The sequence below is a fragment of the Megasphaera massiliensis genome (assembly GCF_000455225.1).
GTDB lineage: Bacteria > Bacillota > Negativicutes > Veillonellales > Megasphaeraceae > Megasphaera > Megasphaera massiliensis.
Genome location: NZ_HF954537.1, coordinates 721,023 through 732,693, shown reverse-complemented (window position 1 = coordinate 732,693; position 11,671 = coordinate 721,023). Strand labels below are relative to the sequence as shown.

Here is an 11,671-nt window from a genome sequence, read left to right as displayed (position 1 = left end):
TCTAACTTTCGGAGGTTTTTTTGCGTTGTATCGGGCCGGGCGAATGGGCAGGGGATACGAGAGGGTGATGTCTTAATGGCCATATAAAGCCATTTTCTCCATCGTTTTGGGGACTGAAGACGGCGACTGATGTTGGGGTGAGATTCGATCAAAGCCATCTTTCTTGTGAAAACCAGATTATATTTTTTAAGAAATCCGCTATTAATATGTAAAGAATATTGATAAAAAGAGCTTTATATCTTGCTTTTAATGCATAACAAAAGTAAAAACATATGAAAAAAGAAATAATGTTGACTTTTACATAGTTTAAATGTAGTATAGTTATTGTAAAAACCAAGTAAACAAAGAAGAAAACAGGAAAACAAGAAAAATGTAAGTGGTTTATTGATGGGAAAGGAAATGGGAGTATGTCAGATATAAAGTATTATTTGGCGGTAGATATCGGCGCTTCGAGCGGTCGTCATATCCTTGGCTGGGTTGATAAAGGAAAGATTCGCATAGAGGAAATTTACCGCTTCGAGAATAAGCTTGTAAAACAGAACGGTCATCTTTGCTGGGATCTTGAGCATCTCTTTCAGGAGGTCGTCGAAGGGCTTAAGAAGTGTAAGGACCTTGACCGCATTCCCGAGAGCGTCGGCATCGATACCTGGGGCGTTGATTTTGTCCTCCTCGATAAGGCCGGCCAGGTCATCGGCGATACGGTTGCTTATCGCGACGGACGTACAAAGGGCATGGATGAGGAAGTTTATAAGACGATTTCCGAAGCGGAACTTTACAGTCGCAATGGCATTCAGAAAATGATGATTAACACCATCTATCATTTAATGGCCATCAAAAAAGAAACACCGGAAATACTGGACAAGGCAGAACGTTTTCTGATGATCCCGGAATATCTTAATTATCGACTGACCGGGATTGCCATGAATGAATACACTAATTCAACAACATCACAACTGATTAATGCAAAAACACAGGATTGGGATTTTGAACTCCTTAAAATGCTGGGCCTGCCGACAAAAATTTTTGGTGACATCCATATGCCGAAGACGCTGGTCGGCCCCCTTTCAAAAGAAATGGAAGCGTGCGTCGGATTCAAGACCCATGTTGTCCTTCCGGCCACACACGATACGGGTTCGGCAGTCATGGCAGTCCCGACGAATTCCGATGACAGCATTTATCTGAGTTCGGGAACCTGGTCGCTCATGGGAATTGAACGCCTGATTCCGGATTGTACCGAAATGAGTCGAAAGCATAATTTTACGAATGAAGGCGGATACCATTATCGCTATCGCTATCTCAAGAATATCATGGGAATGTGGATGATGCAGAATCTGCGCCGCGAGTTTAAGCATCCGTACACCTTTGACGAACTTTATGAACTCGCCCATATCGGCCGCTATTTTACATCGACAGTTGATGTCAACGACAGCGCTTTCCTGGCCCCGGACAGTATGATCAAAGCCTTGCAGGATTATTGTGAAAGAACGAATCAGGAAAAACCGGAAACGGAATGTGAACTCCTGTATTGTGTCTATCGGAGTTTGGCAAACTGCTATGCCAAGACCGTTGCCGAAATCGAGGAAGTCACGGGCCGTACGTACGATACGATTCATGTTGTCGGCGGCGGTTGTCAAGATAAATTCCTGGACAGGCTGCTTGCCGAGGCGACAGGCAAAACGGTGTATGTCGGGCCGGTAGAAGCGACGGCTATCGGCAATATCATGGCGCAGATGCTGGGTGCTAAGGTCTTTGAAGATTTAAAGGAAGCACGGCAGGTCGTAGCCAAGTCCTTCGATGTGAAGCGCATCGAAAATCAATTCGAGTAATTCCGGTTCCATAACCGGAGCGATTAAGATGTTGGAAGTTATAAATATTATATATCAGGTGATGTACGTCACCTCAAGGTTACAGGATTTATAGGAGGTTTTCATTATGTCGAGATTTGAAGAAGCAAAAGAAAGTTACGCATCGATGGGTGTGGATGTAGAAAAGGCCTTACAGAAACTGCAAGATGTACGTATTTCCATGCATTGCTGGCAGGGCGACGATGTCTTAGGATTCGATTCGGACTCACTGACTGGAGGCATTGCGGCGACGGGCAATTATCCGGGCCGTGCACGCAATCCGGAAGAACTCATGCAGGATATCAAAAAGGCTTATTCTCTGATTCCGGCTAAGCACAAACTGAACCTTCATGCTTCGTACCGGATCACCGGTGAAAATATTGATCGTGATCAGATCGAGCCGAAACATTTCAAGGCATGGGTTGATTTTGCGAAAGAAGAAGGCATCGGCCTTGATTTCAACCCGACTTTCTTCAGTCACCGGAATGTTAAAAACAACATGACCCTTTCCAGCCCGGATAAGGATATTCGTGATTTCTGGATTGCTCATGGCAAAGCCTGCCGGAAGATTGCCAACTACTTTGGTGAAGAACTTGGCATCACGGCTCTGGACGACATCTGGATTCCCGATGGGACAAAGGATGTGCCTGCTGACCGTTTGGGACCTCGTCAGCGCCTCAAGGAATCTTTGGATGAAATCCTTTCCGTGAAATATGACCGTAAGAACATCGCCGACGCGGTGGAAGGAAAGGTTTTCGGTATCGGCGTTGAGTCGTACACCGTAGGCTCTCATGAATTTTATATGAATTACGCCGCCAAGAATGGCATCATGTGTCTCCTGGATACGGGTCATTACCATCCGACGGAAGTCGTTTCGGATAAGATTTCTTCGATGCTGCTCTTTAACGACAGTTTAGCCCTTCATGTGAGCCGCCCGGTCCGCTGGGACAGCGATCATGTTATCAAGTTCGATGATGAGCTCAAGGAACTGGCAACGGAGCTCGTCCGCTGTAATGCCCTCGACAAGGTGTTCATCGGCCTTGACTTCTTCGACGCCAGCATCAACCGTGTTGCAGCCTGGGTTATCGGCATGCGCAACATGCAGAAAGCTTTGCTCTACGGCCTCTTGACACCGAACAAAGAACTCAAGGAAGCACAAGATGCAGCCGATTTCACGCGGGTCCTGCAGGGACTGGAAGAAATGAAGACGCTGCCCTTCGGCGATGTCTGGGCTGAGTTCTGCAAACGCAACGAGGTCCCCGTTGACGGTCAGTGGTACTCCGTCATTACGGATTACGAAAAGGACGTTCTGTCCAAGCGATAAGAGAAACTATAATTTGAAATAAAGAAGGAGTCAATCATGGATATCAAAGATTCAACATTTATGGAAGGTTTTAAGCGCCTGACGGCAGATGCATTTCAGAAAGGCTGGCATGAACGAAACGGCGGCAATTTGACGTATCGTGTCAAAACAGAAGAAGTCGACGCCGTCAAGGAATCGCTGCATGAAGTGACGGAATGGAAGCCCATCGGCAATACTGTCCCGGGCCTTGCCGGCGAATATTTCCTGGTTACGGGAAGCGGCAAATATATGCGCAACGTCTCATTGGCACCGGAAGAAAACACGGCCCTCATAAAGATCGACGAAAAAGGCGAGAATTATGGCATTGTTTGGGGCCTTGTCAACGGCGGTCGTCCGACGAGTGAACTGCCGACGCACCTGGCAGCCCATGAACTGAAGAAAAAGATGACCAACGGGACGAACCGCATCATTTATCACGCACACCCGACGAATCTCATTGCCCTGACTTTTGTCCTGCCCCTGAAGGATAAGGAATTCACGCGTGAGCTTTGGGAAATGGCCACGGAAGATCCCGTCATCTTCCCGGAAGGCATCGGTGTCGTGCCCTGGATGGTACCGGGCGGCAAGGAAATTGCCGACGCCTCGGTTAAACTGATGGAGAAATACCGCGTCGTCGTCTGGGCCCATCATGGCCTGTTCGTTTGCGGCGATACCTTTGATGAAGCCTTCGGACTCATGGATACGGTTGAAAAAGCCTCGGAAATTTGTGTCAAAGTCTTATCGATGGGCGGTAAAAAACAGACGATTCCTCGGGAGGGCTTTATACAGCTTGCTAAGGATTTCCATATTGATTTGAATACGAAGTTATTGGATTAATCATTTTTATAAAGGGAGGAAAAGGCTATGTTAGGTGTAAAAGTCGATTACGAGATGTCTGCTTGGAAAAAGACCTTAATTGCCGGGCTCATCAGTTACATCGATGCCGGTTCCATCGTAGCAGGGGCTTCCGGACTGTCGATGTGGCAAGGCTATCTCGGCATGAGCAGTGTGCAGATGGGTCTTTTGGCCGCGCTGTCATCGAATACGGGAGGGGCTGCCATCGGGGCGCTGATCGGGGGTAAGATTTGTGATAAGTATGGCCGTAAATTCGTTTATAACTACGCACTTCTATTTTATATGATCGGCGTGGCGATGATTTGCCTGGCAACGAACTATCCCCTGTTCCTGCTCGGTTACGTCATTGTCGGGTTAATGGTCGGCGCCGATGTCGTCGCTTCCTGGACCTTTATTGCGGAAGAAGCGCCGTCGAAAAATCGTGCCAAACACTGCGGTTCAGCCCAAGTTGCCTGGATGCTCGGGCCTGTTGTCGTATTTCTCGCATCCATTCCGCTCAATTCGATGTTCGGCCTTCTCGGTAACCGTATCATCTTTGCCCATTTGATCGTCGTTGCCGGCTGGATTTGGTATCAGCGTTTGAAGATGCCGGAATCGACGGAATGGACAGAAGCCCATAAACGGGAACAGGAACTTGCGGCAAAAGGCATTAAAGTTCGTAAGGTCCATTATGGCGATATCCTTCACGGTACCTGCCTCAAGACGGTGGTCATGCTCTGTGCCGTTTATACGCTCTGGAATCTGGCTGCCAGTACGAACGGATTCTTCATGCCCTATGTGTACGAACACCTCGGTAAGCTCTCGAACGCCATGTCTTTGTTCCTGACGGCCTTGAACTTTGCCGTTTGTATCTTGACGACCTTCATCTTTATGTATACAGGCGATAAATTTAATCGCCGCAAGGTATTTGGCATTTTTTCCGGTCTCGGTGTCATCAGTTGGTTCGTTTGGGCCCTGCCGGCGAACATGATGCAGATGTGGATGCTCTTCTTCTTCACCATTGTCTGGGGATTCTCGATGCAGCAGCAGTTCTATCAACTTTGGAGCTCCGAACTCTTCCCGGTCCGCTACCGCGCAACGGCACAGGGATTCACCTTCTTTGTCACGCGTTTCTCCGCCGCTGTTTGGGGCTTCCTCGTTCCTATCCTGATGGAAACGGTCGGTTTCCAGGTCGCCGCGATGATCATGATCGGATTCGTATTTATCAGCTGGGTTGCCGGTACCTTCTTTGGTTCTGATGCCCGCGGCCTGACCCTTGATGAAATCACGAAACAGCGCTATGACCACGAAATCGATGAAAATGGCTGGTTTGTCAAACCGGTCGAACATAATGTCAATGCCATTCATCCGGTAGGAAAATGACAGCCGTCTGCATACGATTGAGGTTTAACGTATAAGATGAAAAAGAGCCTTCGCCGCTCCCAAACGATTCCTTTTGTCGGGCAATTGGAGAAGGGGGAGACGGAGGTTCTTCTTTTTGATCATTTTGATGAACATGTATGGGAGGTTTTTTGATGGAACGTTTTGCATGGAAAGCGACGGTCAAAGAGGGAAAACTCGATGAATATAAATATCGTCATGCCCATATTTGGCCGGAAATGAAGCAGGTACTGAAGGATGCCGGTATTTCAAACTATACGATATGGAATGTCGGAAATGAACTGTTCGGCTATTTTGAATGCGAAAAAGGGGTGGCTTATGCCGAATCCTATCAGGCCAAGAGCGCTGTCGTTGACAAGTGGAATGAGTACATGAAGGATGTCATGGTTATGGAAATGGATCCAACGACGGGAGCACAGCCGAAGATGCAGCAGGTATTCTTCCTGCCTTGAAATCGTTTCCTAAAAATAAAAAACGAATTTCTTATGGACATGAAATGACCTCCTAAGATTAGATCCGAACGTCTAATTTAGGAGGTCGTTTTTTGTAAATCAGCCTTTGTCAGAAGATTAAGTTAATCTGTTTATCTGCCAGAAATTCCTGCCATTCCTTAGAAGGCGGAACATCGGTGACGAGGGTGTCGATGCGTTCGAAATCATCACATTTAACAAACGCCGTTTTGTCAAATTTCGAATGGTCGACCAGAAGAATGGTATTGCGGGCCTGCTGCATCATGATGCTCTTGACGCGGCTTTCGCTTTCGTTGGATTCCATAATGCCCTTGTTCAAGTCGATGCTCTTACAGCTGATAAAGGCAAAATCGACGTAGTATCGGGTAAGTGTTTCACAGGCTATGGAATCTGTCAGGGCACAGGAGCTGTCGCGCATCGTGCCGCCTGTGCAGATCATTTTGAAGCCGCAGCCGATGAAATCGTTCATGAGACGGATGGAATTGGTAACGACCGTGATATTACGCTGATTCTGAAGGCGCTGCAAGAGTGCTTGGCAGGTCGTGCTGGAATCCATCATGATCGTGTCGCCGTCTTGGATCAGGCTTGCGGCTTTGTCGGCGATGAGCAGTTTGCTTTCATTGTTTATGGAGCTGCGACGCGTATAAGAAAGTTCATCACTCGTGCTTTCCGTTATCACGGCACCGCCGTAACTGCGGCTGAGCAACTCCTGTCTTTCCAGTTTTTCCAGGTCGCGGCGGATTGTTTCTTCGGTTACTTTGAATAACTTAGCAAGTTCTGAGACGTAAACTTTGCGGTCAATTCGAATCTTTTCCATGATTTTTTGTCTGCGTTCTAATCCCAGCATGATAAGCTCCTTCTTTCTCTTGTTTTCTGTTATCTTTTTCTATTTCCCAATGATTCGCTCTTATTATAGGGCAATTTGAGGATCAATACAATAGAAACAGACAAAAATAGACGTTTGATTTGTTGGATGTTGTCTCTCGGTTCACTTGAAAAGAAAGGTGTCTTCATAAAAAATGAGCGAAAGTACCCTGATAAGAGGAGCTGTTTGACTACGCCCATGCAGGGTATAAAAAAAGAGGATTTTTTCGGAGGACATAGACTTTGGATTTATTCGTATGGGAGGGAGCAAGGTGTTTTCAAGAAGGGCAGCGTGGTAGAATCGATAGGAGATCGGAAGGGCCCCCCTGCGAATATATTGGCAGCGACGTTATCCGAATAGAAATCTCCATAAAGTTTTTGTGAGACGTCCGAATCCATGATACAATCAAAAATATTTGATGTTTCGTGACCCTACATACACGTGACTTATTCTCTGTAAAGGAGGTATGGCAATGATAGATTTACAAGAACGGAAAAAAATCTGGCAGCGCTTCATCGAAGAGGGCATCTTGAGTAAACAATTGCCTCCGCTTATTGCCCGTTCATGGCAGGATTGCCGCAAGAAGGGAATCGATCCGTGGCACCGAAAAAATCTTCCCGTTGATTTAGAAAATCTAAATAGAAGTCGTCAAAAAAACAGATTATTGTTGCAAGTTGCCGGACCCATTATGCAAAGTGTCCATGAAATTGTCCGGGAATCCCATTCTCTTTTGGCCTTAATGGATAGTGCCGGCTGCGTGCTGCGTACCATTGGCGATGATACGATTTTGCAACATTCAGAAAATATTTTTTTTCATCCCGGCTCTGTGTGGAGAAATGATTCTGTCGGCACGAATGGTCCCGGGCTGGCCCTGGAATATGACAGGCCCGTACAACTTATCGGCGCAGAGCATTATTGCGCTGACCAACATAACTGGAGCTGTTCAGCAGCACCCATCCACGGGAATGACGGACAGGTGATCGGCGTTCTGGATCTTTCGGGCAGTGCGGCTGCCGCTCATCCCCATACCTTAGCCTTGGTGGTAGCCTGTGCCTTTAGTATCGAACAGACCTTGCGTTCTTATCACCAAAGCCATTTCATGAAAGCCGCCGCCAATGGCCTGCCGGAATCCATCCTTCTTTTAAATGATACCTTGAAAGTGCGCTGGGCCAATGCCACGGCCTATCGTGAATTGGGCGTATCCCATAAGGAGCTGTCGGCCCTCGATTTCCGCCGTGTCCTGCCTCAAATCGACTGGCCTGCCATTCAGTCCGATACGGTGAGTGACAACCCCTTGTATATGGATGATCTGGGCGTCGTTCTAGCCAAGAAAACACGTCACTTCAGTGCTACCTTATCCAAAACCTGCGATGCTACGGGACAAACGTATACGCTCATTCTGCGCAGACAGGAACACTTATTTCGGTCCGTTAACCGTGTAGCCGGCAATCAAGCAAACTATACCTTTCAAAATATTTATACGGCGGACCCCGCTATGTCTGAAGTCATTGATAAAGGCCGTCAATATGCCTACTATGACAGCACCATCCTTATTGAAGGGGAAAGTGGGACCGGGAAAGAACTCTTTGCCCAGGCCATCCATGCCGAGAGCCCCAGGCATAAAGGGCCTTTCGTTGCCGTGAATTGCGCATCATTGCCTCGAGATTTAATTGAAAGCGAATTATTCGGCTATGAAAAGGGGTCATTTACCGGGGCCCTTCGAGAAGGGAATCCGGGCAAGTTCGAACTGGCTGATCACGGGACTCTCTTTCTCGACGAAATCGGTGAAATGCCTCTGGAATTCCAAGCCAAGCTGCTCCGGGCTGTAGAGACGCTTTGCATTCGCCGTATCGGAGGCAAAGAAGAGAAAAAACTCGATGTCCGCGTTATTTCTGCGACCAATCGCTGCTTGGAGTCTGAAGTCGCAAAGGGAACCTTCCGCGGCGATTTATACTATCGATTGAACATTCTTAAACTGTCAATCCCGCCGCTCCGCAAGAGGCCGAACGATATCAGCTACTGTGCCAACCTGTTCTTGAAGCGCTTTAATACACGCTATCCCGAACGGACTCGCCAATTATCTCCGGAGGCATTGAAGTCTCTTCTGGAATATTCTTGGCCCGGTAATGTCAGAGAGCTGCAAAATTGTATTGAACGAGCTTTCTACACCAGCTCATCGGCGATCATCATGCCCCATGACCTGGCTCTTCGCGACAGGCAGCCGGCAGATGATGTCCGACGATTGAACCCTCCTGTTGATGGGACAAATGCGGCAGAAAAAGCGGCACTCCTGCACTGTTTAGAAACTGCTTTTGGGAACGTACCGGCTGCTGCAAGTTCTTACGGAGTAAGCCGAGCGACTTTTTATCGCCTCTGTCATCGCCATGGAATTCGGCCTAAAGAAATCCGGCGGCGCCACCCGTAATCGCCCTTGAAAATGTCTCAAAAATCTCAAAAATTATCAAGACATTTGAGACTTTTTGAGATTTTTTTCTTTTCGTTTATCCTAAAGAAGTTCGTTAAAAAAATATAATAACGCATAAACTAGCCAGTATAGTGATTTTGTCTGTATTCCTGCCTTTGATTGGCACGGTAATTACATATATATTAATGAAAATAATTTATACAAGTTGTAGGAGGAATGCAAGATGGCAAATAAGATCACTTTAAATGAAACATCATACTTTGGTAAGGGGGCTATTCAGGAAATCGTCACAGAAGTTAAAAACCGCGGCTGTCAGCATGTTACGGTCATTACCGACAAGGATTTAATGAAATTTAAAGTAGCGACAAAGATTACCGATCTTTTCGATGCAAATGGCATCCAGTATACGGTTTATGATCGGATTAAGCCCAATCCGACGATTCAAAATGTTCAGGACGGCGTAGCTTTTTGTAAAGATGCAAAGACCGATATTATCGTCGCTGTCGGCGGCGGAGCAGCTATGGATACAGCAAAGGCGATCGCCATCATTTTGACGAATCCGGAATTTGCCGATGTCAGAAGTCTTGAAGGGGCGTCGCCTACGAAGAACAAGTGCTTGCCGATCATTGCCGTTTCAACGACGAGCGGAACGGCAGCTGAAGTTACGATTAACTATGTCATTACAGACCCTGAAAAGCATCGTAAATTTGTCTGCTGCGATCCCCATGATATTCCTGTCGTAGCCGTCATTGATCCGGATATGGTGGCCTCCATGCCTAAAAAACTTTGTGCGGCTACCGGCATGGATGCCTTAGTTCACGCCATTGAAGGATATATTACCAAGAATGCTTGGGAAATGACGGATATGATGCACTTGAAAGCCATTGAGATCATTAGCAAATGGCTGCGTAAATCTGTAGAAGGGGATATGGAGGCTCGAGAAAAAATGGCCCTTGGCCAATACATTGCCGGTATGGGATTTTCGAACGTCGGCCTTGGTATCGACCATTCCATGGCCCATCCGTTAAGTGCTTTTTATGATATTCCTCACGGCGTGGCCTGTGCCATCCTCTTAGCACCTGTTTTGACATTCAACGCTTCTGCCACGGGGGAACGATATCGTGAAGTTGCTCGGGCAATGGGCGTTGCCGGCGTTGACGAAATGAGTCAAGACGAATATCGTAAAGCCGCCATTGATGCCTGCCAACAATTAGCAGACGATGTCGGTATCCCTCGAAAACTTTCCGACCTTGGCGTTCAGGAAAAAGATATTGATTTCTTAGCTGATTCGGCCATGGCCGATGCCTGCACGCCCGGAAATCCGAGAGACGTCGAAAAGTCCCAAATTGTAGATCTCTATAAGTCGATTCTCTGATATAGCTCACTATCAGACATAGACAAAATTACTCCCTTTTTAGTGGACCGGTAACTAAGTATATCCTGTTCACCTAGAAGGGAGTTTTCTTTTGGCACAAAAGGAAAGGTCGTTGGTATTCGCCATGAATCACTCATCCATAAGTCTTTTTCGCATAGGAATATTTGATGGTTTGAGCAGCTCCTTCTTTTGGGCAGGGCCCGTTTACAGGCTATTTTTGGGGATAGAGTCGATAGACGGTTTCTAAGAATTTCTGGCTGGCTGCCGAAAAGGCAGGATAGCGTTTCCAGGCCAGGTAATGACTGGTTTTTATGGGCGGATCGAGGGGGCGAAAGGCGACGGCCGGGTCGATGGTCGGCGACAGGAGGTCGCGGATGATGAGGACCAGTCCCGGTGTATAGAGGGCAAAGGGGACGGGGGTCCCGTTCATGACGTTGTAGGTGGCGATGATGTCCAATTGGTCGGAAACGGGCTTGGCCCAATCGAAGAGCATTTGGCGAATCCCTTCTCGTTGGGCAATGACCAAGGGGCGGCGGCAGAGGTCTTTTGGGGTGACGGCTGTTTTTTTTGTCAGGGGATCGTCGCTTTTCATGAGCAGGCCCCAAAGGGAGACATCGGGCAGGGGGTGCGATCCATACGTTGCCTTGTCCGGCCGGTCGAGGAGGACGATGAAATCCAGGCTGCCGTGGTCGAGGCGTTCGATGATGTCGGGCGCATCGCCGACATGGAAGGAAAAACGGATTTGCGGATACTGCTGATGAAGGGTTGACGCCGCTTCAAGGACGCCTTGACGCGGTGTACCGCCAATGGCGACGGTGCCAGTAATATCCTGGTCCGTTGAAGCGATTTCCTGCTCCGTCTTTTCAAGGAGGGCGACGATTTCTTCAGCTCGTTTTCGCAGCAAGATTCCGTCGGCCGTGAGGGTGATGCGCCGCTTTCTCCGTATTAAGAGCTGTTTTCCCAGTTCAGATTCCAGTTCTATCAACTGCTTAGAAAGAGAGGGTTGGGCAATGTGCAGGGTTTCAGCGGCACGGGTAATGTTTTGTTCTCTGGCCGTGGCCAGAAAATAACGTAAGACGCGAATATCCATGAGAGTCTCCTTTCTTTTTCAGGTC

Annotated in this window: 9 protein-coding genes; 7 read left to right on the top strand and 2 right to left on the bottom strand. The window is 47.7% G+C overall.

All coding sequences use genetic code 11. The features are described from left to right. Positions 1-407 precede the first annotated feature (407 nt). The 5 genes from rhaB (at position 408) to TX77_RS06760 (ending at position 5,873) form a co-directional block, all read left to right on the top strand. A complete protein-coding gene (gene rhaB / locus TX77_RS06780; protein ID WP_044504018.1) occupies positions 408-1,826 on the top strand; it encodes a rhamnulokinase in 1,419 nt (472 codons plus the stop codon). Between the two features lie 106 nt (positions 1,827-1,932). Beyond that, a complete protein-coding gene (locus TX77_RS06775; RefSeq protein WP_044504017.1) occupies positions 1,933-3,168 on the top strand; it encodes an L-rhamnose isomerase in 1,236 nt (411 codons plus the stop codon). A 36-nt stretch (positions 3,169-3,204) separates the two neighbouring features. Then, positions 3,205-4,023 carry a rhamnulose-1-phosphate aldolase gene (rhaD, locus tag TX77_RS06770; RefSeq protein ID WP_044504016.1) on the top strand — a complete coding sequence of 273 codons (819 nt, stop codon included), beginning with the start codon at positions 3,205-3,207 and terminating at the stop codon, positions 4,021-4,023. 27 nt (positions 4,024-4,050) lie between these two features. After that, complete coding sequence (locus tag TX77_RS06765; protein ID WP_044504015.1) at positions 4,051-5,403, top strand: MFS transporter; 1,353 nt, start codon at positions 4,051-4,053, stop codon at positions 5,401-5,403. 152 nt (positions 5,404-5,555) lie between these two features. Next, entirely contained in the window at positions 5,556-5,873 is a 318-nt protein-coding gene (locus TX77_RS06760) for an L-rhamnose mutarotase (protein ID WP_044504014.1), read from the top strand. Between the two features lie 109 nt (positions 5,874-5,982). On the opposite strand, the gene TX77_RS06755 is transcribed toward TX77_RS06760, so the two are convergent. Beyond that, positions 5,983-6,738, bottom strand: a complete 756-nt coding sequence (locus TX77_RS06755; RefSeq protein ID WP_044504013.1) for a DeoR/GlpR family DNA-binding transcription regulator — start codon at positions 6,736-6,738, stop codon at positions 5,983-5,985. A 490-nt stretch (positions 6,739-7,228) separates the two neighbouring features. On the opposite strand from TX77_RS06755, the gene TX77_RS06750 reads away from it, so the two are divergent. Both TX77_RS06750 and fucO read left to right on the top strand, forming a co-directional pair. Beyond that, complete coding sequence (locus TX77_RS06750; protein WP_044504012.1) at positions 7,229-9,181, top strand: sigma-54-dependent Fis family transcriptional regulator; 1,953 nt, start codon at positions 7,229-7,231, stop codon at positions 9,179-9,181. Between the two features lie 223 nt (positions 9,182-9,404). Next, positions 9,405-10,556, top strand: a complete 1,152-nt coding sequence (gene fucO / locus TX77_RS06745) for a lactaldehyde reductase (protein ID WP_044504011.1) — start codon at positions 9,405-9,407, stop codon at positions 10,554-10,556. Positions 10,557-10,767: 211 nt separating this feature from the next. Here the strand turns inward: fucO and TX77_RS06740 are convergent, their stop codons facing one another. Next, a complete protein-coding gene (locus TX77_RS06740) occupies positions 10,768-11,646 on the bottom strand; it encodes a LysR family transcriptional regulator (RefSeq protein WP_044504010.1) in 879 nt (292 codons plus the stop codon). Positions 11,647-11,671 lie beyond the last annotated feature (25 nt).